Origin of the sequence: Enterococcus sp. AZ062, assembly GCF_051715065.1 — a bacterium.
GTDB classification, from domain to species: domain Bacteria; phylum Bacillota; class Bacilli; order Lactobacillales; family Enterococcaceae; genus Enterococcus_B; species Enterococcus_B mundtii.
Genome location: NZ_JBIOTB010000001.1, coordinates 2,771,339 through 2,794,923 on the forward strand (window position 1 = coordinate 2,771,339; position 23,585 = coordinate 2,794,923).

The 23,585-nt window shown below is 37.7% G+C and carries 20 protein-coding genes, 1 tRNA gene and 1 pseudogene; 3 read left to right on the forward strand and 19 right to left on the reverse strand.

Annotated elements, in window-relative coordinates; translation table 11 throughout:
- Window positions 1–98: 98 nt before the first annotated feature.
- From nadE to IGJ00_RS12960, 3 genes are all read right to left on the reverse strand, one after another.
- On the reverse strand, window positions 99–926 hold the full coding sequence (nadE, locus tag IGJ00_RS12950; protein ID WP_071867837.1) for an ammonia-dependent NAD(+) synthetase: 828 nt from the start codon (window positions 924–926) through the stop codon (window positions 99–101).
- A 12-nt stretch (window positions 927–938) separates the two neighbouring features.
- The gene (locus tag IGJ00_RS12955; RefSeq protein WP_010736679.1) at window positions 939–2,411 is read right to left on the reverse strand and encodes a nicotinate phosphoribosyltransferase; all 1,473 of its coding nucleotides are present in this window, start codon (window positions 2,409–2,411) and stop codon (window positions 939–941) included.
- A 704-nt stretch (window positions 2,412–3,115) separates the two neighbouring features.
- The gene (locus tag IGJ00_RS12960; RefSeq protein WP_438844517.1) at window positions 3,116–3,475 is read right to left on the reverse strand and encodes a DUF1827 family protein; all 360 of its coding nucleotides are present in this window, start codon (window positions 3,473–3,475) and stop codon (window positions 3,116–3,118) included.
- Window positions 3,476–3,666: 191 nt separating this feature from the next.
- Between IGJ00_RS12960 and IGJ00_RS12965 the strand changes: the two genes are divergently transcribed.
- Window positions 3,667–4,419, forward strand: a complete 753-nt coding sequence (locus IGJ00_RS12965) for a MerR family transcriptional regulator (RefSeq protein WP_074799387.1) — start codon at window positions 3,667–3,669, stop codon at window positions 4,417–4,419.
- On the opposite strand, the pseudogene IGJ00_RS12970 reads toward IGJ00_RS12965, so the two are convergent.
- From IGJ00_RS12970 to groES, 6 genes and pseudogenes are all read right to left on the reverse strand, one after another.
- Window positions 4,330–5,908: pseudogene (locus IGJ00_RS12970) on the reverse strand (IS1182 family transposase). The gene IGJ00_RS12965 and the pseudogene IGJ00_RS12970 sit on opposite strands and share 90 nt — an antisense overlap.
- Window positions 5,909–6,027: 119 nt before the next feature.
- Window positions 6,028–6,951, reverse strand: a complete 924-nt coding sequence (locus tag IGJ00_RS12975; RefSeq protein ID WP_438844518.1) for a LacI family DNA-binding transcriptional regulator — start codon at window positions 6,949–6,951, stop codon at window positions 6,028–6,030.
- Window positions 6,952–6,967: 16 nt separating this feature from the next.
- Window positions 6,968–7,240: a hypothetical protein gene (locus IGJ00_RS12980; protein WP_071866413.1), complete on the reverse strand. Its 273-nt coding sequence runs from the start codon at window positions 7,238–7,240 to the stop codon at window positions 6,968–6,970.
- A 72-nt stretch (window positions 7,241–7,312) separates the two neighbouring features.
- Complete coding sequence (locus tag IGJ00_RS12985) at window positions 7,313–8,719, reverse strand: PTS sugar transporter subunit IIC (protein WP_071866414.1); 1,407 nt, start codon at window positions 8,717–8,719, stop codon at window positions 7,313–7,315.
- A 332-nt stretch (window positions 8,720–9,051) separates the two neighbouring features.
- A complete protein-coding gene (groL, locus tag IGJ00_RS12990; RefSeq protein WP_010736685.1) occupies window positions 9,052–10,677 on the reverse strand; it encodes a chaperonin GroEL in 1,626 nt (541 codons plus the stop codon).
- A gap of 36 nt (window positions 10,678–10,713) precedes the next feature.
- The gene (gene groES / locus IGJ00_RS12995; protein WP_019723198.1) at window positions 10,714–10,998 is read right to left on the reverse strand and encodes a co-chaperone GroES; all 285 of its coding nucleotides are present in this window, start codon (window positions 10,996–10,998) and stop codon (window positions 10,714–10,716) included.
- A 700-nt stretch (window positions 10,999–11,698) separates the two neighbouring features.
- On the opposite strand from groES, the gene IGJ00_RS13000 reads away from it, so the two are divergent.
- Window positions 11,699–12,361, forward strand: a complete 663-nt coding sequence (locus tag IGJ00_RS13000) for a lysostaphin resistance A-like protein (protein ID WP_438844519.1) — start codon at window positions 11,699–11,701, stop codon at window positions 12,359–12,361.
- A 172-nt stretch (window positions 12,362–12,533) separates the two neighbouring features.
- Here IGJ00_RS13000 and IGJ00_RS13005 read toward each other — a convergent pair whose 3' ends face one another.
- The 9 genes from IGJ00_RS13005 to IGJ00_RS13045 form a co-directional block, all read right to left on the reverse strand.
- Entirely contained in the window at window positions 12,534–13,343 is an 810-nt protein-coding gene (locus tag IGJ00_RS13005; protein ID WP_071866416.1) for an MBL fold metallo-hydrolase, read from the reverse strand.
- Between the two features lie 54 nt (window positions 13,344–13,397).
- A complete protein-coding gene (locus IGJ00_RS13010; RefSeq protein ID WP_010736689.1) occupies window positions 13,398–14,270 on the reverse strand; it encodes a two-component system regulatory protein YycI in 873 nt (290 codons plus the stop codon).
- 2 nt (window positions 14,271–14,272) lie between these two features.
- A complete protein-coding gene (locus tag IGJ00_RS13015) occupies window positions 14,273–15,580 on the reverse strand; it encodes a YycH family regulatory protein (RefSeq protein ID WP_071866417.1) in 1,308 nt (435 codons plus the stop codon).
- Window positions 15,577–17,418, reverse strand: coding sequence for a cell wall metabolism sensor histidine kinase WalK (gene walK, locus IGJ00_RS13020; protein ID WP_010736691.1), 1,842 nt, complete (start codon window positions 17,416–17,418; stop codon window positions 15,577–15,579). The genes IGJ00_RS13015 and walK overlap by 4 nt, the downstream gene beginning before the upstream one ends.
- Before the next feature lie 4 nt (window positions 17,419–17,422).
- Window positions 17,423–18,127 carry a response regulator YycF gene (gene yycF, locus IGJ00_RS13025; RefSeq protein ID WP_019723593.1) on the reverse strand — a complete coding sequence of 235 codons (705 nt, stop codon included), beginning with the start codon at window positions 18,125–18,127 and terminating at the stop codon, window positions 17,423–17,425.
- Window positions 18,128–18,428: 301 nt separating this feature from the next.
- Window positions 18,429–19,436: a DUF1002 domain-containing protein gene (locus IGJ00_RS13030; protein ID WP_071866419.1), complete on the reverse strand. Its 1,008-nt coding sequence runs from the start codon at window positions 19,434–19,436 to the stop codon at window positions 18,429–18,431.
- 256 nt (window positions 19,437–19,692) lie between these two features.
- On the reverse strand, window positions 19,693–20,763 hold the full coding sequence (locus IGJ00_RS13035) for a baeRF3 domain-containing protein (protein ID WP_438844520.1): 1,071 nt from the start codon (window positions 20,761–20,763) through the stop codon (window positions 19,693–19,695).
- A gap of 363 nt (window positions 20,764–21,126) precedes the next feature.
- Complete coding sequence (locus tag IGJ00_RS13040) at window positions 21,127–21,984, reverse strand: DegV family protein (RefSeq protein WP_066025551.1); 858 nt, start codon at window positions 21,982–21,984, stop codon at window positions 21,127–21,129.
- Entirely contained in the window at window positions 21,974–22,549 is a 576-nt protein-coding gene (locus IGJ00_RS13045; protein WP_010736696.1) for a DUF1836 domain-containing protein, read from the reverse strand. The genes IGJ00_RS13040 and IGJ00_RS13045 overlap by 11 nt, the downstream gene beginning before the upstream one ends.
- A gap of 381 nt (window positions 22,550–22,930) precedes the next feature.
- Between IGJ00_RS13045 and IGJ00_RS13050 the strand changes: the two genes are divergently transcribed.
- Window positions 22,931–23,003 (forward strand) — tRNA-Lys (locus tag IGJ00_RS13050).
- Window positions 23,004–23,193: 190 nt separating this feature from the next.
- On the opposite strand, the gene IGJ00_RS13055 is transcribed toward IGJ00_RS13050, so the two are convergent.
- Window positions 23,194–23,355, reverse strand: a complete 162-nt coding sequence (locus IGJ00_RS13055; protein WP_438844521.1) for a hypothetical protein — start codon at window positions 23,353–23,355, stop codon at window positions 23,194–23,196.
- Window positions 23,356–23,585: the final 230 nt, after the last annotated feature.

Consider the following 23,585-nt stretch of genomic DNA (forward strand, 5'->3'; position numbering starts at 1 on the left):
TACACTGGAGAGCAAAAAACGAATACAAACAAAAACAAACCGTGAATCCCTTGATCAACAAAGGATTCACGGTTTATTTGATTATTTTTTCACTTCATTTATTTCCAAAAATCATCAAAGATCGAAATTGGCAAATGACGTTTATGCTGTGTTTTATTCCACCATTGCTCGATTTTTTGCTGTGCATCTGCAGGAATTTCTTTTCCTTCCAAATAGTCGTCGATTTCATCATATGTGACACCTAATGCGACTTCATCAGCAATCATCGGCTTGCCTTCTTCAAGGTCAGCTGTTGGCACTTTGGTATATAGATGTTCTGGCGCATCTAAAGCCTTCAACAATGCTTTTCCTTGGCGTTTATTCAAGCGGAACAATGGCAAAATATCTGCCCCACCGTCACCATATTTCGTAAAGAAGCCAGTAATATTTTCAGCTGCGTGGTCGGTACCGATCACAGCCCCTGCGCGTTGTCCTGCAACCGCATATTGCGTGATCATTCGTTGACGCGCTTTAATATTTCCTTTATTGAAATCACTGATTTCTACACCTGCTTCAATCAACGCTTGCGTTTGCGCATCTACTGCAGGTTTGATATTTACACGTAATTGGACGTCTGGTTGGATAAAATCTAACGCAGCTTTAGCATCTTCTTCATCTGCCTGTTCTCCATAAGGCAAACGTACACCGATGAACTGGTAACTGTCATCTTTCGTTTCTTCCCGCATTTCTTCCATTGCTAATTGAGCTAAGCGTCCAGCTAAAGTAGAATCTTGTCCTCCACTGATACCTAAAACCAAGGTTTTTAAGAAGGGATTCTTTTTCAAATATTCTTTCATGAAATCGATACTCACACGAATTTCATTTTGAGGATCGATGACTGATTTCACGCCTAATTCTTCGATGATTGCTTGTTGTAAATGATTCATCTTCCATTCCTCCTATAGTTCACTCGTTAATTGTGTGACGCTTTTTTTCATTCGTTCCATGATTGCCATCTTATGATTCCAGCAATCTGTTGATAGATCCACAGGATATTTTTGCGGATTCAAATCACGTTTGTATTCTTCCCAAAGAGAATCTAAGTTTCCTCTGGTATACTCTTTGATTTCTTCTAATGTCGGTAAGTCATAGACTCTCGTTCCTTCAACAAAAATATCTTGTAAAATTGGCCGAGCTGTAAAATCACGAACGGTTTTATTGATAAAGGTATGTGTCGGGTGGAACATGAAGATCTCTTCTTCTTGTCGAGGATCTTCATCCCATAGCGTCACATAATCGCCTTCTGATTTTCCATCAAAGTTACGAGTGATACGCCATACTTGTTTTTTACCTGGTGTAGTAACTTTTTCTGCATTGCTAGACAATTTGATCGTATCGATCATTTCACCTTGTTCATTTTCGATGGATACCAGTTTGAAGACTGCACCTAAAGCCGGTTGGTCATAGGCGGTGATCAACTTTGTTCCCACGCCCCAAACATCGATTTTTGCTTTTTGCATTTTTAAGTTTAAAATCGTCGCTTCATCTAAATCATTTGAGGCATAGATTTTCGCTTCTGTAAAACCAGCGGAATCTAATTGTTCTCTGACCCGTTTCGAAATATACGCCATATCGCCACTATCGATACGTACGCCTTGGAAATTGATCTTGTTGCCAAGTTCTTTTGCCACACGGATCGCACTAGGAACACCCGATTTCAAGGTATCGTAAGTATCCACTAGAAAAACACAATCTTTGTGTGTCTTTGCATACGCCATAAATGCTTCATAGTCATTCCCATAACTTTGAACAAGAGAATGAGCGTGGGTACCGCTTGCTGGAATCCCGAAAATTTTCCCTGCACGAACATTGCTCGTTGCATCTGCTCCACCAATGTAAGCAGCACGAGTACCCCAAACCGCAGCATCCAATTCTTGCGCACGACGTGTACCAAACTCCAATAATGGATCGTCACCGATCACTGATTTGATACGAGCCGCTTTCGTCGCGATCAACGTTTGAAAGTTCACCATATTCAATAAGGCTGTTTCTACTAATTGACAATGAGCTAATGGACCTTCCACTTGGATCAATGGCTCATTCGCAAAAACAAGTTCTCCTTCACGAGCGGAACGGACAGTCGCTTTGAATTTGAATTCACGTAAATACGTCAAAAAACCTTCCGGATAAACAGCCATCTCACGAAGATACGCAATATCTGTATCTGTAAATGTCAAATTTTCTAAATAATCTACTAATCGTTCTAACCCTGCAAAAACAGCATAACCATGATTGAATGGCATCTCGCGGAAGTAACATTCAAAAACTGCATGTTTATCTGCTCTATCTAGTTCCCAGTAAGTCTGCATCATGTTGATCTGGTAAAGATCCGTATGTAGCGTCAAACTGTCATCTGAGTAAGTTGTCGTCATCTTTTTTATTGCTCCTCTTAGCCAATTTTCATTTCTTATCCATTATAACAAAAAAATACCCTAGTAAAAGAAATCTTGTTTTATTTTGTACAAAGTAAAGAAATAAGAGACAGGTTGTGAGAAAGCCGGGCAGCTCCAAGTAGTAAGGCAGAACTTGAGAAAATAGCTTCTCATATTTTTTCAAGTTCTGCCTTACTATTGAAGGAGTTGGCTTTCGAACACCGTTTATCTAGGTTGTGAAAGAAGCGCTCAGCACTGAGTAATAAGACAGGAAAATCAAAAATGGCTTTTTCATTTTGGATTTTCTTGGCTTATTATTGAAGTGTTGCTTTTTGAACACCGTTTATCTAGGTTGTAAAAGAAGCGTTTTGACCTGAGCAGTAAGATGGAAAATCAGAAAATAGCTCCTCATATTTTTTGATTTTTCAGCTTCATGTTGAAGGTCAGCTTTTTGAACACCGTTTATCCAGGTTGTGAAAGAAGCGCTCAGCACTGAGTAATAAGACAGGAAAATCAAAAATGGCTTTTTCATTTTGGATTTTCTTGGCTTATTATTGAAGTGTTGCTTCTTGAACACCGTTTATCTAAGTTGTAAAAAAACGCCTAAATCCCAAAAATCAAACTATCTTGGAATTTAGGCGCTTTACTTCCTATCGCTTATTCAATTTAGGATCATCCATAACTTTCTTGCTGTATTGATCGAGCTATGCAATCGTTGCAATGGCTTGTTCTACAATGACGATGTCCTTATTCGGCCGTTTGAACTGAACACCCGCTTCTTCTAATTCTTGCTTGACACCTACATGGATATTGACCGCTGATCGTTCTGTTTTCAACACTTTTTTGATTGCATAATCAATTTCCTGTTTAGTGATTTTCTTTTTTGTATTGATCATCACTAATTGGACTTGATTATAGGTATCGATCAACAAAATCTGTGTACGATCTAAAGAAAATAGTTTATAAAATCGAATAGCAGAATTTCTAAAAAAGAAATCAACGATTTTTGGATAAAAAGTTTTGATATTCAAGTTGCTCGTAATCGGGGTTTCAAACAGTTTCATACTTTTCCTCTTTTCTTAATTTTTCTAATCAACAAAATAAATCGCTTTCATAAAGACGATAAAAAAACAATTTGATTTCCCTCTCTTCGTTTAATAGTATAACATATAATCAATTAGATAAAAAAGATGATTTTTCACTTGACCTTCTCGTTACGTCAAGGATTATGCTAGTTTTGTCAGGAGGGAAAACAATGGAATACACAATTAAGAAAATGGCACAGCTCTCAGGAGTAAGTAGTCGTACACTACGTTTTTACGATGAAATTGATTTACTCAAACCCAAACGGATCAATTCAGCTGGTTATCGTATCTATGGTTCTCAAGAAATCGATCGTCTACAACAAATTTTATTTTATCGATCCTTAGATTTTCCACTGAACCAAATTCGCGAATTATTAGATGATCCTACCTTTGATCATCAACATGCACTCATCGAACACCAGAGAAAACTACTAGAGAAACGAGCAGAAATTGATACTCTCCTGGCAACCGTCCAACAAACATTAGCACAATTCAAAGGAGGAAAAAAGATGACTGACCAAGAAAAATTTGAAGGATTTAAAAAACAAAAAATAACTGAAAATGAAGTAAACTACGGCACAGAGATCCGGGAAAAATACGGAGAAGAAACCATTGATAAAGCAAACGAACAATGGCAAAACCTTTCCCAAGAAAAATACCAAGAAATGCAAGAAGTTGAGCAACAATTACTAACGAACTTAACGTCTTATCTGTCTGACCAATCAAATCAGGCACTTGCAAAAGAAATTTTTGATGCACATAAAAAATGGCTATCATTTAGTTGGCCCACGTATCAAGCAGAAGCCCACAAAGGATTAGGTATGCTGTATATCTCAGATGAACGTTTTACTGAATACTATGATTCTCGCTGTGGTAAAGGCGCCGCTGTAGCATTGAATGAGATCATTCAAGCTCACGCATAAATAAAAAAAGACAAATCCTTTTTGTGGATTTGTCTCAGATTGTAGACAAACCTTATGTAAAAATGAGGTTTGTCTTTTTTATATGTATGTTTTCAATAATTAAAGAGAAATAGCTTTGTTTTTCTAAAGAAAAACACTCCTTTCTTGCTCTGCCTTTTTTGATTTTTACTAATTTTTTCATATTTAGGCAGGCAAAAGTAAGCCCAATTTTCATGTGCATTTTTTCAATTCCTATTTGATTCGTATAACGTAATCCGTGAAATTCTTTTGCTGTACCAAAAATTCGTTCAATTGTTTCTTTTCTTTTTCTGTATAGGTCTTTAAAATTTCTTTGGTGACGTATTTCCTCACATCGTTCGATTGCTTTCGCCCAAATATGTCTGGTGATTACTTTTGTATGATTTTTTGAATTTGTACAAGTAGATAGAACAGGACAATTTTTACATTCTTCTGGATTACTTTTGTATTCTAAATATCCTTTTCGATTCGTTGTCGAATAAGTGAGGATCTTATCATTAGGACAGATATAACAATCATAATATTCATCGTAGGCATAGTCGTTCTTCTTGAAATAACCCGCTTTCGTCATGGGTCGCTTATAAGGGAAAACAGGCGTCAGCTTCTCTTCGAGAAGTAATTGAGCGATTGCTGGCGTTTTATACCCAGCATCCATAATCAATTTATCTAGAGTAAAAGCTCCTTTGAGCTTTCTAAATAAAGTAATAAACGTACGACTATCATGTAAGTTTCCTGGGTGGGTCGTATAGCCTAGTATCCAGCCGTTTTTATCACATGCTACTTGTGCGCTATAAGCAAAAACTTCTTTATGCTCACCTTTATGAAACCAACCACTTTCGGGATCAGTCGTACTTGTTTTTTTCATAGCTATTTTAGTTTCTGCGTTTGTTTCTTTTAAGGGCTTTTTTAGGCGTTTTTCTCGATCTTTTTCAATTTCTTTTGTCAATTTTTCCGTATAAAAGAAGGCTTGATCCATCACTTCGACGGATTCTTTCTTGTTTCGATTCGCATGTGCTTTAATATGCGTCCCATCAATAAAAACTTCAGAGGTATCAACGATTCCTTCCATCATACATTGTGCTAAAATCTCATAAAAGATTTGTTCAAATGTAGTGGTTCCTTTGAACCGTCTCGTATAGTTTTTACCAAATGTAGAAAAATGAGGAACTGCATCTTCTAACCCTAACCCCAAAAACCATCGATAAGCGTTGTTCACTTCAATTTCTTTGATGGTTTGTCTCATGCTTTTAATACCAAAAAAATATTGAATCATCGGTAATTTAATTAGAAGAACGGGATCTAAGCTTGGCCGTCCTTGGGTTTCATCATATTTATCTTTTACCAAATCGTAAATAAAAGAAAAATCAATAAACTGATCCATTTGTCGTAATAAATGGTCTTGGGGAACTAAGTCTTCAAGAGCAAAAAAGCCCATCTGTGCACGCTTACTCATATCTTGTTTTGAGAGCATCGGGTTACACCTCCAATTCATAGTTTTATTTTAACGTATAAAAAAAGACAAAGCACTATAAATAAGTACTTTGTCTACAATCTGAGACAAATCCTTTTTGTGGATTTGTCTTTTTTATTTCACGGACGTTGAATAAAAGTATACGGAATCTTTACTTGTTCGACTGTATCATTCAAAAACAAACGAAAAGCGGTTTCACCACATTGTTTCAGATGGTGATCAATTGTTGAAAAATTTAATAATTCACTGATCAGCATATTTTCCCTACCAACGATCGGTATTTTTTGGTTTTTATAACTTTGGAGAACTCCGGCTGCTACTGTGTCTGAATTCGTGAAAATGCCATCAATTCCTCGTTCCTTAAAAAATTTCCCAGCCAATTTCCCATGTTCGGTATCAATACACTGCCAGTAGACATCAGCTTCATTAAATTCAGGAAAAATCTCTTTACACAGTTTCAATGTGATTTTTGAATTGTAACTCATTCGACCGGTTCTTCCTAAGGTGACACCTACACGTTTGACACCTTGATCTTTTAAAAAGGATAAGCCATCAGTAATCGATTGTTTCCGATCAATATAGACACTCGTTACTTCCAAGTCTTCGATCTTTTCGCAAAAGACGATAGGGCCATAGCGTTGATAATCAAGCAACAACTCTAAGGGATTTGCTCTTGATGTAATGATCAATCCGTCAAATGCTTTCGCCGCAAACTCTTCTAAATATTGTTGTTCCCGTTTTATTTGGTAGTTTGTTGGCAACAATGTCACTTTATAGCCCTCACTAAAAGCGACTTCAATGATTCCACTGAGCAACTGATCAAAATATGGGTGATTTGTGTAAGGTAAAATGACACCAATATTTTTAGTTTTTCCAGAACTTAGTTGTCTGGCATTGGCATTCGGTACATAATTTAATTCTTTGATCACTTTCAAGATCTCTGTTCGTTTCGCTTCATCGACATAAGGATGTTGATTGATGACACGGGATACCGTCGAAACAGAATATCCTGTTCGTTTGGCTATATCTCGGATGTTTGCCATGACTACTGTTCGCCACCTATACAAAAAGATTTTCTTGTAGATAGTCTACCACAGCGGGTCCACATTCGAAAAATTGATACAATGTTCCTTGGTCGTAGAAACTGATTCGTTGACCACCCCAATAATTATCCTTGGTCAAACCAGAAATATCTGCTAAATTGATTTTTTTGATCACCGATCGATTAAGGCCTTGAAAACTAGACAACACGAGCATGGAATCTTTAAACTCAACAAATGCGTAAAAACATTGATCCTTTGTGCCTTGCGTTGCTTTGATATAGGTATTCATAAGAAGCCCTCCTTTATTTATGCTTTGAGTATACGGTATGAAACGCGTCTCATAGCAAGGAGTTTGCTTCTTTTATTCCTCTGGTTCACCTAGATTAGGATCTAAACGGTTTGCAGCCAAGATAAATGGTGCCCAAATCAAAGCAGCGACTAAGAGATTGACGATCGTCAAGACGATGGCACGCCAGTCACCTGCGGTTGCTAAGAACCCACTGATAATCGTTGGCATGACCCAAATCACATTTACCACCACTGGGCGAACCAGTCCGGCCATTGTCGCGAAGTAAGCGATGGTTGCCGTTACAAGTGGTGCGACGATGAATGGGATCATCAACAATGGATTCAATACGACTGGTAGACCAAACATCACTGGTTCATTGATATTGAACAAACCAGGAGCAATCCCTAGCTTACCAACTGTTTTATAATCGGCACGTTTTGATAAAAATAAAATCATGACGATCAATACCAACGTTACGCCGGCACCACCAGGCCATACGAATGCTTCAAATGAACCTGCTACCCATTTGAAAGGGATTGGTTCATTATTTTGAAAAGCATTGGTATTTTCGACCATCGCTGTACCATAAAGTGTCTGTAATACTGGTGACATGATGTTTGTTCCATGTAATCCAAAGAACCAAAGCACATGAACAAGTAACACGATAATAAATACTGCACCATACCCTTGCGATAAATTCATCAAAGGTTTTTGAATCGCTTCAGAGATCCAGTCAATCAATGGTACTCCTGCTGTTTGTCGGAAGATATAATTGATCGTTCCCACAACATATAAAGAAACAACTGCAGGAATGATTGCGGCAAAAGCACGTGCAACTGCTGGTGGCACTGATTCTGGCATTCTGATAATAATTTTTTTACGCATCAATAGTGCAAAAATGATAACAGAAATAAAACCAAAGATCATAGCTGTAAAAAGACCAGAACCGCCCATGTATTTCCCAAAGTTGAAATAACCCCAAGCGCCCATTGAAAGCGTCTGTCCACCATCAGCACCATCAGCAATCACGCCGCCTGCTGTAGTGATCATGTCCATCGCATCTTGTGACAATTTTTCTGGCAACGTCAAAACAGCTGTGGCAGCATCAGGTAATCCAATAATAAATGCAACTAAAGATACAATACTTCCTGATACAGGGTCCACTTCATATGCCTTTGCCAAATTTGCACCTAGTGACAATGCGAATACGACCGCCATAATCGCTAGCGTACCATTCCAAATCAACCCATTCACACCAATTACTGGTGTAAAGAAAGTCGTAATGGCATTCCCGTCACCTAGATACGTGTTAGGAAAATCACGCATAAACGCATTCAATAGCACAGCAATTGCCCCAGCCATCGTTGCCGGCATGGTTCCAATAAACGCATCACGTAAAGCAACCAGATGCTTTTCCGAACCAATCTTCGTGGCAACTGGCAAGATATATCTCTCCATCCATTCCATCAATTTATTCATTTTCATCCTCCTACAATTCGATCTCCTATCACTATGAATGCGTATACATTATAATGATATCACAAATATAGCATAACTTTGTGAACTTCGCTAGCGAAAGAGTGAAAGAAATGTCAAGAGAAATGAAATTTCCGTCAAAGGTAATATTTACGAAATAAACATACAAAACGATGATGATTTGATTATCTATTCAGTGGTTTATATCGTTTCTATCTAAACAATATGAATGCACAATCTCATTACTATACACTCGTATTTTGCTCTATTTATGCTTTTTTTCTAAGAAGACAAAAAAAGAAGAACCTTGATTGAACAAGGTTCTTCTGGAGTTATTACATCATGCCGCCCATCATTGATGGATCCATAGCTGGTGCAGCAGGTGCTGCTGGTTCTGGTTTATCTGCCACAACTGCTTCAGTTGTTAATAGTAATGCAGATACAGATGCTGCATTTTGTAATGCTGAACGAGTTACTTTTGTTGGGTCAACGATTCCGGCTTCCACCATGTTTACCCATTCACCAGTTGCTGCATTGAATCCTGTTCCTAAATCAACATTTTTCAATTTATCAACAATAACTGATCCTTCATAACCAGCATTTTCAGCAATTTGGCGAATTGGTTCTTCTAATGCACGAGTAACGATCTTGATACCTGTTGCTACATCGCCCTCTGCTTCGATCATGGCTACTTTGTTGATCACGTTCACTAATGCTGTACCACCACCAGAGACCATACCTTCTTCAACAGCAGCACGAGTAGCGTTCAACGCATCTTCAATACGTAGTTTCAATTCTTTTAATTCTGTTTCAGTTGCTGCTCCGACTTTTACGACTGCTACTCCGCCGGCAAGTTTCGCTAAGCGTTCTTGTAATTTTTCACGGTCAAAGTCTGAAGTTGTTTCAGCGATTTGGTTTTTGATCAATTGAACACGTGCATCAATGGCTGTTTTATCGCCTGAACCTTCAACGATTGTTGTGTTGTCTTTATCCACAACTACTTTTGAAGCATTTCCTAAGTTTTCGATTGTTGCATCTTTCAATTCTAATCCTAGGTCATCTGTGATCACTGTACCACCAGTCAAGACAGCAATATCTTCTAACATTGCTTTACGACGGTCGCCGAAACCTGGTGCTTTTACAGCAACAACATTGAATGTTCCACGGATTTTATTCAATACCAATGTTGGTAACGCTTCGCCATCCACGTCATCAGCAATGATCAATAAAGGACGTGATTGTTGTAAGATTTGTTCTAATAAAGGTAAGATATCTTGGATATTTGAAATTTTCTTGTCAGTGATCAATAAGTATGGATTTTCCAAAACAGCTTCCATTTTGTCGTTGTCTGTTACCATATATTGTGACAAGTAACCACGGTCAAATTGCATACCTTCTACGACATCTAATTCTGTTTCGATTCCTTTAGATTCTTCAATTGTGATAACACCGTCATTGCCGACTTTTTCCATTGCATCTGCAATCAAACGGCCCACTTGTTCTGAACCAGAAGAAACAGCAGCAACTTGTGCAATAGCCTCTTTTGAGTCAACAACAGTTGAGATGTTGTGTAATTCTTCCACTGCTGTTTTAGTGGCTAATTCGATCCCACGACGAATACCTAATGGGTTAGCACCAGCTGTGACGTTTTTCAAACCTTCACGGACAATTGCTTGAGTCAAGACAGTCGCAGTCGTTGTACCGTCTCCAGCGATATCATTTGTTTTAGATGCAACTTCTGAAACTAATTTTGCACCCATGTTTTCGAAATGATCTTCTAATTCGATTTCTTTTGCAATCGTCACACCATCATTTGTGATCAATGGAGAACCATATGATTTTTCTAAAACAACATTACGGCCTTTTGGTCCTAATGTCACTTTTACTGTATCTGCTAATTTATCTACACCACGTAACATTGCTGCACGTGCATCTTCTGCAAATTTCAATTCTTTTGCCATTTTTTCGTCACCTCATCAATTATTTTTGTTTTGTACTTACTCAACAATCGCCATGATATCTTTTCCAGAGACGATCAAATATTCTGTTCCTTCAAATTTCACTTCTGTACCGGCATATTTTTCAAACATTACTTGGTCGCCTACTTTAATAGCTGCAGGAACTTTTTCGCCGTTTTCTAGCAAACGTCCCTCACCCACTGCTACAACTGTCCCAGTTTGAGGTTTCTCTTTCGCTGATGAAGCTAAAACGATTCCTCCAACAGTTTTTTCTTCTTCTTGCGCGACTTCAATGATGACGCGATCACCTAATGGTTTTAACACGATAAATCCCTCCGATAACTCTTTTTTTGAATCCATTAGCACTCTATCACATCGAGTGCTAACCTACATTTTTAATAATACTCATTCTCCTATTCTTTTGCAAGCTTTTTAAATCATAGAAAAAAAATTTTTAAAGAAGGTTGTGAAAGAAGCGCTCAGCACTGAGTAATAAGACAGAAAAATCAAAAATGGCTTTTTCATTTTGGATTTTTTTGTCTTATTATTGAAGTGTTGCTTCTTGAACACTGTTTATCTAGGTTGTGAAAAAGCCGATCAGCTCCAAGTGTTAAGGAAAAATTTGAGAAAATAGCTTCTCATATTTTTTCAAGTTTTGACTTAATATTGAAGGAGCTGGCTTTTGAACACCGTTTATCTAGGTTGTGAAAGAAGCGCTCAGCACTGAGTAATAAGACAGAAAAATCAAAAATGGCTTTTACATTTTGGATTTTTTTGACTTATTGTTGAAGTGTTGCTTCTTGAACACCGTTTATCAGGTCGTGAAAAAGCCGATCAATACTAACTGATCAGAGAAACATCTTGATATGGTATAATGAATAATAGATAGTGTTTAGTAACACAGAAGTTGATTAAGCTACTAAGTTTCTTCACTTAACGTTCAACGAAAGGTTGCTTTTCCTATATTATTAGAGCAAGAAAGAAAGTTATACTTGGCTTTTCACTTAGCTCAAGGAGGTTTCATATGTCATTAAAAAAATATAGCTTTTTTAGCATTTTTTGTTACGGACTAGTGTTTGTCTCGCCTTTACTTCTGACATCTGTCGGACTTGTAAATTCAACGTCAGGTTTGATCAATGCAACAACAGTTACGTATATCTTAGGTGCAATCATTCTGTGGTTCTTGTACCTCAAGCATAAAGAACCGATTGAAATCGAAGCAAACGTACCAGTTGCTTCTCGCTCAAAAATCATTTTATATGGAGTCATTGGTATCTTTATCGCTCTGATTTTACAAAGTATTGCGGTTATGATCGAGAGTTTCTTTTTTGGAGAAGTCTCTCCATCTGAAAATACGCAAAATATTATCCAACTGATTTTAGATACTCCTGCTTTTATTATTGCTACAACTATTGCCGGACCAATCATGGAAGAATTTGTATTTCGTCGGAGTATTCTTGGCATCGTTGGTCACTATACCAACTTTTGGGTAGGTGCAAGTGTTAGTTCCTTGCTCTTTGCATTAGCACACAATGATGGGCATTTACTCGTCTACTTCTTTTTAGGATTTTTCTTTAGTTTACTATATCGATCCACTGGGCGAATCTGGGCACCAATGATCACCCATATTGGTATGAATACTCTAGTTGTCATTGTACAATTGGCATTGCAACAAGGTTTAATGTAATATAATAAAAAAAGCCTGTGACTTTCATCATCAGGCACTCCCTATAATAAAATAAATAGCATTCAGGAGGTAACTCCTTATGAAATAAGCGGTAAAGCCCAAAAATCCCTTCGAATTTTCGGACTTTACCGCTTATTTCTATGAGCTGTTCACTTCCGTCACAACTGATTGATCAAATTGAAAATAATTCTGTTGCAGCATCCGGGTCAGTGTCGTACACATTGAAATCATATCCCACACCTAGATCTTTTTCCTTAAGAATATTTTCCATAGTCAAATGGGCCAATTCTTTCATATTGTTTTCTTTACTTAAATGGCCTAAATAGATTCGTTTTGTACGATCGCCAATTACATCAGTCATCACTAACGCACCATCTTCATTCGATAAATGACCACGATCGCCTAAAATACGTTGTTTCAAATTCCAAGGATAAGGTCCCATACGCAACATCTCTAGATCATGATTGCTTTCCATCAAGTACCCATCAGCATTTTCAATGATCCCTCGCATATGATCACTACAATAACCTGTATCCGTCAGCATGACAAACGAACGATTCTCTTTATGGAAACGATAAAATTGTGGTGAAGCTGCATCATGGGAAACACCAAAACTCTCGATATCTAAATCGCCAAATGTTTGGACTTTCCCCATCTGAAATAAATGTTTTTGTTCGATTGGGACATTTCCGATCATCGGAGCCATTGCTTCCCATGTTTTTTCATTTGCATAGATATCTAAATGGTACTTACGCGCCAAAACACCTACCCCATGAATGTGATCTCGATGTTCATGTGTCACAAGAATACCGTCTAATTGATCGGGCGTCCGACCGATTTGTGCCATTAAGGAAGTAATTTTTTTCCCACTCAGTCCTGCATCTACCAGAAGTCGCTTTTTGTCACTCTCGATATATAATGAGTTTCCTGAACTCCCACTTGCAAGGATACTGATTTTAAAAGCTGTATTTCCTTCAGCCATTTTACTACTACTTCCCTTCTTACTTTGTAAACTTTTTTCATTATACCTACTTTTTTAATGATCTTCCACCTTTGGGATCGAATTATTTGTAATAATCGTATTACTAAATGCATTGACCGTTTCGATCTGATAGGTCTTATCCGGCGTTTCAATTGCGACATACCACACCGGTACATACACATTTTTCTCTCGTACTTTCAAAATACGAGAGTAAGCCAGTTGACGCCAAAGGATATTCGATCCTCGAGAGATTTTATTATTTACATACAATGTATTAATGGCTTCTTCTTCCGTATGCAATTCTGTTTTTTCTCGCAACTGTTCAATATTCGTTAAATGGGTTTGAGTATACTTCAAAATGCGATACTCATCCCCCTTTTTTTCGAGGGAAAAAATAAGTTTAGCTGTATCATCATAGAATGGCAATCCTTCATACGTTTGGCTCGCTGTGATTTCAGGAGAATCACCTTCTAATACAGAGAAATTTTTCATATAGATATACTCATTACCAAATAAAACATCTTCCTCGTTATCTAAAAAGTCATTGAGTGAACTTGCTATGCGATTTGGATCAAGCACTTTGCTTTCAGATTCAGAGTCCGATAACGTTTTAGTCAATATATTATCATTGATCGAAACGCCACTCTCTAATAAACCACGTCGATTATTATCTTGGCGATACTTGAACAACGTTTGACTCAGTTCCGTTTCCTCCGCACTTAAATAGTAGCCTTGCTTACTTTCTGAAGAAAAATCACCCGTATAAGTAATATCATCATTTGCTAACCGTTTTTTGATCGATTCTGTCTGATCTGAGCGTATTACCGTATGCTCTTGGTTGATCGATTCATGGTAACTACTAAACAAAAAAACATTCAATCCTAAAAAGGCGACGAAGAAAATCCATTCAATTTTTTTGAAATCCATAGTTACTCCGCCTCCTTCTCAGGTAGTTTGGTCAATAAGTCATTTGCAGAATACCATTCTCCTTGATATTTCACATACCACTCTGGGAATAGATCAACCACCCGATTCGTTTCTTCGATGTTTTGCCATGTATAGCCAACAATAATCAACTCGATTTTCGATTCTTCTGCCCCATTATCTACTAATTCCTGATATACATCGTCGGTGCTAGGCAACTCGACTTCTTCATCTGAAGGAATCGGGACTTGGATGGTATTTAAACTCGTTTGGATACTTACTTGATTATTCACTTGCTCATTACCGATTTCGATTCCAACTTTTCCTTTACTATCTGAACCAAATACGGGAAATCCTTCTACAAAAATACGATAATCGATTGTATTCTTATTACGATCAAAATATCGAACATTGCCTAACGCGCCACCTAGTTTGCTGACATAAGGAAAACTGTCCGTAAAAATATTATTTGGTTCATCAATCGTCGGTAAATCTCCTCTAAAATCGACGATCTGATTTTCTGAATGGATCGTCATTGTTTCATTGCCATCATAAAAAATCAATTCCGTACTTTCATCATTGTTTTTAACCGCGTCTGGCTGGGAAAAAAAAGCATTCCGAAAGACGGTGTATGGTTGCTGAGATAAGATATAACTGTATTTTTTTAGTTTCATTGGTTCTTTGATACTGTGCTGTGTCTCAATACTTTCTGGCGTTCTGAATACAGGTGTCCAGTTGACATCTGAAGAATTCAAATCATGTTCTATTTCTTTCCAATCCATCGATAGACTGGCTTCGTAAATCGTCCGCTGATCATAATCAATAAAACTAACTTTTTCGTCTTTTAGATCAAATTGGACACTCGTAAAATAGACATCTTCATTTTGGACTGAACCTAGATCAATATTCAAACCAAATGCTTTTACATAGCCACTGAGTAGATAAGGTGCGTTATAAGAGAATTCGATTCCTTCATTGAGAGACTTCTTTTGATTGAACTTCTCTTGGTCTGCTTCCACGACTTCTGTCAGCTTGCCAAAACGAGCACCTTCGATCAACCCATGTATTTGAGAAATCAGGTTCTCACTATTCGTTTCTTTCACTGTATCTGTTTGAAACCATGTGAGGTGTAAAGGCAAATAAATTTCTGATGCTTTACGATAGCTTTGTGATTCAATCACTTGTGAATTGCTCTCTTCTAAGTTGATTGAGGTTTTCCCTGCTGGACTCAACCAAATTGCATAAGAGAAGTACAGGCTTAATGCAACCATCAAGATCAAACCAATTCGTATAAATTTTTCAGAAATCTTCATTCCCACCATTCCTCCTCATACGGTTCATAAGGTAAAGAAATATAGAAGGTTGAACCTTGTCCCTCCTTACTTTCTGCCCAGATTGCGCCACGATGTGCTTTCACTACTTCGCGAGAGATTGCTAAACCTAATCCTGTTCCACCTTGCGCTCTAGCTCTTGCTTTATCCACTCGATAAAAACGTTCAAATACACGATTCAAATCTTTTTTAGGGATACCTAGCCCTTGGTCTGTAATACTTAAAATCACATTGTTATGTGTTTCAAGCAACCGGCAAGTGATTGCTCCCCCATCGGGTGAATATTTGATCGCATTGTTCATGATATTGTCAATAACTTGGATGATTTTATCTGTGTCGATCTCGACCCACAGATCTCGTTGCGTAAATTCTCGACGGATCGTATAATTTTTTTCTTGATTACCAACCATCATATCAAAACGATCTAACACAAAATTAACGAGTTCATTAAAATTGACATATTCTAATTGTAATTGAGTATTCCCCGTATCCATGCGAGATAGATTCAGTAGATCATTGATCATGCGAATCATACGATCGGTCTCATCTAAGGTCACTTTTAAAAAGTTCGGTGCGACTTCTTCGTCCTTCCAAGCACCCTCACTCAGTGCTTCGATATAACTACGCATACTTGTTAAAGGCGTACGCAACTCATGGGAAACGTTCGATACGAACTCACGACGTTCCCGTTCTGTTTTCTCTTGTTCCGTTACATCATGTAAAACTGCAACCAACCCACTGATAAAGCCAGATTCTCGACGGATCATCGAAAAATCGACGCGTAAAATCATCTGGTCAGCTTCTCTCGCTCCAGTGGATCGATCTAAAATCATTTCATTCGGATCTTCTAACAGTTTTCGTAACGTGTATTCTTCTTCAATTGCTAAAAGGGTCAAGATTGACTGTCCGATTGCTTCTTCTTTTTTCAAGTCTAATAATGAGACAGCCATATCATTGATCGTAATGATCTTCCCACGACGATCGGTTGCAATAACGCCATCTGTCATATGTGACAAGACGCTGTCTAACCGATTTCGTTCAGCTTCCATCGTATCTTGCGCTTCCTCGATCCGTTCTGCTAATTGGTTGAACGTTTCAGCCAACTGACCTAATTCATCTTGACCATGGACCTTTACTTTACGGCTATAATCACCACGAGCAATGCGGATCGCTTGCTCACGCATTTCACCGATTGGTTGCGTAATGGAACGTGCGACCAGAACAGACACAACCATTGAGATAAATGCAGCAATTAACGAAGCCGTAAAGAAAATCAGTGCTGTATTATTGATTTCTGAATATTTTTGTTCGATATCACTTTTGACGTAAAGAGCCCCGATGACGGCGTCGCCGGTCGGGGACAAAATCGGTTGAATATTGATATTTACTCGTTTTCCGTCATCATCTAATGCGACATAGCGTTTGGTTGTAAAATCATTCATATCGACGTAATCATTTTTTTTGCCGACTGAACCTTGTTCGCTTACCTCTGTCGTTGCTCGAATGATGCCTTTTTCATCCACGACACGGATCTCGATGATATCACTTGAAGCACTGGTCTCAATAAAACGCTTGATATTCCCATTGACATCATCGATAGTCGCACTTTCATTGCCTTTCCCATTCAGTTCTGGACTAATCGTTGTCGCTAATGTTTCGACTGTTTGGTTCATATCTTTGATAAAGGTATTGATCGTTGAACGTTCCAATCCTCTAATAAAGTAAGCACCTATAATTTCAATTGAGATCAGTAAAATCAAAATAAATGTAATAGCTATTTTGAAGTTTACTGATCGAAAAAAACGGACTTTTCCTTTCATCCAATTACTCCTGTTCTTGATTACGCAAGTAATACCCTACGCCTCGGCGTGTAACTAAATAGCTAGGATGACTTGGATTATCCTCGATTTTTTCACGCAAACGACGAACGGTCACGTCTACTGTACGAACATCACCAAAATAATCATAGCCCCAGACGGTTTGTAACAAATGTTCCCGTGTCATGACTTGACCAATGTGTTTTGCTAAATAAAAGAGCAGTTCAAACTCACGGTGAGTCAATTCAATCGTTTCGCCACGTTTCGTCACCATATACGCATCGGGATGGATCGTTAAGTCCCCAATGATCAGTTCAGAAGGTGTGACTTCTTCCACTTCTTTGGTAGCAGAAGCGCCACGTCGAAGATTTGCTTTCACACGTGCCACTAATTCACGATTAGAGAACGGTTTGGTCACATAATCATCTGCTCCCAGTTCCAAGCCTAACACTTTATCGATTTCAGAATCCTTAGCTGTTACCATGATGATCGGCATATCAAACGTTTTTCGTACTTCACGAGCCACTTCTAAGCCATCCATTTTTGGCAACATCAAATCTAGTAAAATCAAATCAGGTTCCACTTCGGCTACTTTTGCTAAAGCTTCTTCCCCATCATATGCTGTATAGACGTCATAACCTTCTTTTGCTAAGTTAAATTTGACGATATCCGAAATCGGTTTTTCGTCGTCGACAACTAGTATTTTTTTCATAAAGAGCCACCTCTTAGTTAGTATTGTCATTCTGTTCCATTATACCGCATTTCTTATCAGGTTTCATCTTTCTAAAAAAATAGGACGTTATTGATAAAATTTGCATGATTGAACAGGCGGATTCGGATTCCTACAAACCTCCACGAATCCCACTTGTAGCTTATTAAAGTATGCGATTAGATGATTATAAAAATAAACCGCTAACTCGGAAAAGTTACAGCGGTTTATTCTTGCTTCATTTATTAAAGATCCGTATAGTGTAGCTCAAATCAAATATTTCATATATAAAAAACTATTTCGATTATTGAGAGTCACCAGAAAACATACCAGTGATCGAATCCCATATGCCACTAAAGAATCCTTTGATATTTTCCCAAAGCCCTTTTGATTTTTCTTGAATTTGCTTGCTTGCCTCAGTCAAGTCTAATTCCTTCACGAAGTCTTCAAAAATATTTTTATCTTTCATTTCACTCATCAACGAAGTTATTTCTGTGACTTGATCGCTTGTCATTACATCTTCTAGTCCATTATCCTTCAGAGCTTTTTCTACTGTCGTTTGAATATCCGCTTGTGTCAGCTCTTTGCCATCAGCAGTCTTAGCTGCTAATTCTTCTTTCGCTTGCTCCTGTGCTTTATTTAATGCTTCATCGGAATAGCCATCTTTGTCTTTGTTTTCTTCTGTGATAGACGATAAAACATCCATCTCATTTTGAGCCACGCTGACACGGTCTTGATTAATAATGCCCCCTGACTCTTCTACGATTTTGTACACACCAGCTAAAGCACCTGAACCATCGATTGGTACTGCAGATGCGACCGTCAATTTTGCATCGGTGATCCCAGCTGTTAACGCTGCATTTTGATACTGAGCGGCTGTGATCCGTGTGATATTTTCTGGTGTCGCGATATCAACAGTGATCCCTTCGCCTTCAGCAAGCGTCTGCATACGTACAGAACTGTAAACCGCCCAGTCCTTGGTAAATCCACCGTCAGGAATATAGGACATCAAGTCTGTACCAGACGTTTTATAGATCGGAGTTTCTCCTTTGATCCCTAATTTATCTAATGTATAAGTTTCTTGTTCTTTCGTTAACGCATTACCGATTGCTACTGCATTGATCTGTAATCGTTCACTAGAGCTGGTTGTCGTTGTTGACTCGGAGGAATCCGTAGCAACTGTCGAGTCGACCGTTCCTGAAATTGGGACAATACTTTGCGTTGTTGCTGTCTCGTCTGCTAATACGATTGGTGTTGCTAGTAAAACTTGGCTTGAGACCAAGAGAGTGGCAATAAGTTTTGTTTTCTTCATACATAACCTCCATGTAGCTGTTTTCTGTTTTAAACATTGTACTATAAGGTCAATAAGATAACCTACGCCTCAAGGCTGATTTGAAAAGAATCTTATACTATCTTTTAAGATTACGGGTGTTTTCTTAGCTATTCCAAACTTTTTAGACTTGAACTTTCATCAAAAAGCCCAACCTCCGAATGTATCCGAGTGTTGGGCTTGTGCCATCTCCTTATTCTTCTAAGCTTCCTAGTTTCCCATTTGTATGAATCGATTTTTAATAACGTAATTGCAACAGGATCGGCGATTGATTTTCTAATACTTCTGTTTCGGCAAAGATAACTTCTCCTCCGTAACGCATGACTTCATAAATGATTTCATTGACGATATCTTCGACGTAACCTTCGTCATTCGGTGAGATACCTACTAATTTGACTTGATGATCTCTAATCACTGCCTCTTGATAGTAAGCGTGATCCACAATCAATTTTTGCCCTTTTCCTTTAATTACTTGTCTGTAGATGTTGGCTACATCACGCTCTACACGCCCTTGGTTTTCCATCCCTACTATAGTGTGTAGTATCGTCTTTTTTTGATGACGAATGTATTCTTGAATCACCTGATTTGCTTGCTCTCCTATTGCCAACTCATTTTCGCCACTATCAACTGTAAAGTTCCCATAGATTTCTCCAACAATCCGTTCATCTTTATGTGAAATCTGTTTATATGTCGCAATATTTTCTGTTGTTCCAGCTAAAATGATTGGGTGTGGATGACGATTCAAATAAGGTTGTAACTCAGAATCAATCCATTTGAAAAACTCTTTTTTGTAATTCGTTTGAACACTTCCCATTGAATTCAATACGCGGTCTTTTGTCCAGTAGCCTTTATTCCTGATTGGGAAATGTGCGTCTTTCACTTCTTGTATCAGCTTATCATCTACATATTCTAGTAGACGTGAACAATCCATCCCAATCGTTAACACATAATAATGGTTCATTTTACTTTCACTTCGTAAGATTTCTTTTGTATGGAAATACGCATCAATAACAAATTGACTCTCCAACACAAACGGTACTTCGATTTGTTCATTGACGCTTGGCGAAATAAAATAGACAATGCTTCCTCTTTTATGCGTAGGTTGAAAGTCTTTTAACACTTGATCGATTTTACGAATCATTGTTTTCGCCGCTGTTCCTTCCCTTTCTTCCAACTCTAAAATAATCTGTTTGACTAGATTTTTTAACACTAGTTGATATTTTTCAGCACTTTTCTCGTCATTTGGCATCCCTAACATGATCGTTACCGCTGGATTTTCTCTGTGGGCACTTAATTCTAAATAATTCATTTTTAAACTCCTTCTTTCTACCTAAAAATAAACTGGCATAGTGATCAATCGATATGATCCGCATTTCTATGCCTACTTTAATGATATTGGTTAGAGCGATTCTAAGGTCAACCTAATGTTTTATACAAAATCAAAAATCCCGGAATAGTGTTTTTTCTTCTCCCAAAACTCTTGAAGCATGTTCCATTAAATTCAAAAATTAAATTTCCCCATAAAAAATCCCGCCCTAGAGAAGTCAGATCAATATCTAACTTCTAAAGAGCGGGATTCTATTTACGATTCTTTTCCTGTCCACTATTTTTTTCTAATTATTTTAGATAAAAAATAAATCTGTTCTTTGATGATCACTTCGCTTCGATCATATTATGCTTCAAGTATTTGTACACCGATCCCTAATAAACCTGGGCCAGTATGGACAACCAATGCCGGTGAGATTTGTCCAAAATAAATCTCTTGGGCATTTGGGAATTCACGTTCAAAGCGAGCTTTCATTTCAATTGCTTCTTCTTCCGCTGCACCATGTGCGACTGCCAAGTTGAAGACTTTCGCATCCCCGACAGTTTCTTTCACATAGGACATTGTTTTGTCTAAACTTTTCTTTCTGCCTCGTGCTTTACCTACTGTATAATAGATGCCCTCTTCATTACAAGAGATAATGGGATTCAATTTTAAGGCATTTCCTAAAATTGAGGCAACTAGACCGATACGTCCGCCTTTTTGCAGGTATTCAAGTGTTGCTACATTGAAAAAGACTTTCGTCCGTTCTGCTAATGCAACTAATTCATCGATCAGCGTTTCCCATTCCATGCCTTCTTCGATCCATTTTGCGGCTTGGATTGCTGTAAAACCAGCACCGATCCCAATATTTTTAGTATCTAATACATGTGTTTGGATTCCTTCTTGTTCTTGCGCAACAAGACGAACCACATTATTCGTTCCGCTCAAACCACTTGAAATAGTGATTGCTAGAACTTTATCATAGCCATCATTTTTGATTTGATCAAAAATTTTAGTGATTGATTCTCCATCAGGTAACGAAGTACCCGGAATTTCCTCAGGTAAACGCTTATAAATCTCTTCAGGAGTGATATCGACCTTGTCTGTATATTCTCTATCTTTATAAATGATTTTCAAAGGGATCACATAAATATTGTACATATCGATGATTTCTTGTGGCACATCTGTTCCTGAGTCTACTAAAATCGCAATCTTATTCTTCATTTTCTTTCTCCTTTTTTGCCTCTTGTAAATATTCGCTTTCTAGGCTGATCGTTTTTTCCGCTAGTAGCTTCATTGCAAAAGAAATCGTCGCTGAACGTACAGCAACATATTCTAATGGAAGTTCTTGATTCAGTAATTGTTCATGTTGTTTTCCTTGGGCTAATTGACTGACCATTCGTATTGCATTTTCTTGTTCATCACAAAAAAGATTGTATGCTTCACGGATGCCCACTGTTTTTCCTTGAAACAAAATTCCTTCTTTGATTTCAGGAATCGTCAACACTTGTTTAAGCGTTGTGATAGCAATCAGAAATGCCACATGTTGTTTGTTGTATCGCTTTTTGATTGGCGCCGGTACCAAACCTAGTTTCACATAATTATTAACCATTGAAGAAGTTAACAAAGGATGTTTTTCTCCTTGGATAACTGGTGATAAGTGACGATCCACCAGGGTCTTGACTTGATCCATGTATAGCTCCAAGTCTGGAAGTTCTTCCCAATGAGGTAAACGAAACGTTTCGATACTGACAGCCCAATCAATTAATTGCTGGCGCATTTTTTCCATTATGAAAGCTCCTTTAATGTTCTCATTAATATCTTATCAAAGTTTTCAAAAACATTCAATCTAGTTACTCAAACTAGATAAATTAATAACAAAATCAAACACCAATAACAAGTGTTTAAATGAGGTTTGTTCTAGATTCTTCTTGGAATAAAAAAAGACCCGCCATTTTCATGACGGGAAAGGAGTAAAAAAATGAAAAAGTGTTATGGGTTGTTCTTTTGCAAGAACTTTGTTGGTTGGGATACATTTATCATAACGGTCATTTATGAATAAACTATGAATGAATTTCTAGGAAGTAGTAAAGTTTTCGTAGATTTTTTATTGTACGTACCTTGCATTTTAAAATGCTTAGTGCTACTATAATAAAGTACTTTTTCATATGGGCCGTTAGCTCAGTTGGTAGAGCAGCTGACTCTTAATCAGCGGGTCGCGGGTTCGAGCCCCTCACGGCCCATTGGGTGCCAAACCCACGTCACCAGTACACTCTTGGCTACTTCGGTAGTTTGGAAAAGAGTGTGCGTGGTGGCATTTTTTTGTTTTAAACATTTTTTTATCACCTTTAAAAAGGCGTACAAGGGTTTTATTCTCTCCTGTTGATTATTGGGATACTTACGTGATTATCATTATCTTCACCACTTATCTATTTACTCCCAAAACGCTTCGCCTCTAAGTAGATGATCTATGCTCTTTTCAAGAATCAAAATATTTCTGTCTAAATTCTTAGAAAGAATTCCCACTTTTCGGGTATCTTTCAAAGATAGATTAACACCATATCTTTCAAAAATATTAGGAACCTTTTGATTCAAAAAACCCCCTCCTTTTCCAGTTAACTTTAAACTAAATTAATTGCCTTCTTTCCCTCGCTAATCGTCTCATCTTCTTCATCGAGTACTTGTAATAGCGTTCCCAAACTAAACATTTTCTTCTTTTTGTCCCCCAAAAACATACCAAAAAAGCGTTCCATTAACATTTGGTTAACGAAACGCTCTATACATTGTTCAATTATATCATTTAAAGATAGATCACTTTCTCTTAT

Bases quoted from the DNA above. Each gene is read 5' to 3' on its own strand.
- IGJ00_RS12955 (WP_010736679.1), bottom strand. From the start codon at position 2,411: ATGACGACAACTTACTCAGATGACAGTTTGACGCTACATACGGATCTT.
- IGJ00_RS13040 (WP_066025551.1), bottom strand. From the start codon at position 21,984: ATGAAGAATAAGATTGCGATTTTAGTAGACTCAGGAACAGATGTGCCA.
- IGJ00_RS13000 (WP_438844519.1), top strand. From the start codon at position 11,699: ATGTCATTAAAAAAATATAGCTTTTTTAGCATTTTTTGTTACGGACTA.
- IGJ00_RS13035 (WP_438844520.1), bottom strand. From the start codon at position 20,763: ATGAATTATTTAGAATTAAGTGCCCACAGAGAAAATCCAGCGGTAACG.
- IGJ00_RS13010 (WP_010736689.1), bottom strand. From the start codon at position 14,270: ATGGATTTCAAAAAAATTGAATGGATTTTCTTCGTCGCCTTTTTAGGA.
- walK (WP_010736691.1), bottom strand. From the start codon at position 17,418: ATGAAAGGAAAAGTCCGTTTTTTTCGATCAGTAAACTTCAAAATAGCT.
- IGJ00_RS12975 (WP_438844518.1), bottom strand. From the start codon at position 6,951: ATGGCAAACATCCGAGATATAGCCAAACGAACAGGATATTCTGTTTCG.
- IGJ00_RS13015 (WP_071866417.1), bottom strand. From the start codon at position 15,580: ATGAAGATTTCTGAAAAATTTATACGAATTGGTTTGATCTTGATGGTT.
- IGJ00_RS13045 (WP_010736696.1), bottom strand. From the start codon at position 22,549: ATGGAAAAAATGCGCCAGCAATTAATTGATTGGGCTGTCAGTATCGAA.
- IGJ00_RS13005 (WP_071866416.1), bottom strand. From the start codon at position 13,343: ATGGCTGAAGGAAATACAGCTTTTAAAATCAGTATCCTTGCAAGTGGG.
- IGJ00_RS12980 (WP_071866413.1), bottom strand. From the start codon at position 7,240: ATGAATACCTATATCAAAGCAACGCAAGGCACAAAGGATCAATGTTTT.
- groL (WP_010736685.1), bottom strand. From the start codon at position 10,677: ATGGCAAAAGAATTGAAATTTGCAGAAGATGCACGTGCAGCAATGTTA.
- IGJ00_RS12965 (WP_074799387.1), top strand. From the start codon at position 3,667: ATGGAATACACAATTAAGAAAATGGCACAGCTCTCAGGAGTAAGTAGT.
- yycF (WP_019723593.1), bottom strand. From the start codon at position 18,127: ATGAAAAAAATACTAGTTGTCGACGACGAAAAACCGATTTCGGATATC.
- IGJ00_RS13030 (WP_071866419.1), bottom strand. From the start codon at position 19,436: ATGAAGAAAACAAAACTTATTGCCACTCTCTTGGTCTCAAGCCAAGTT.
- nadE (WP_071867837.1), bottom strand. From the start codon at position 926: ATGAATCATTTACAACAAGCAATCATCGAAGAATTAGGCGTGAAATCA.
- IGJ00_RS12985 (WP_071866414.1), bottom strand. From the start codon at position 8,719: ATGAATAAATTGATGGAATGGATGGAGAGATATATCTTGCCAGTTGCC.
- IGJ00_RS12960 (WP_438844517.1), bottom strand. From the start codon at position 3,475: ATGAAACTGTTTGAAACCCCGATTACGAGCAACTTGAATATCAAAACT.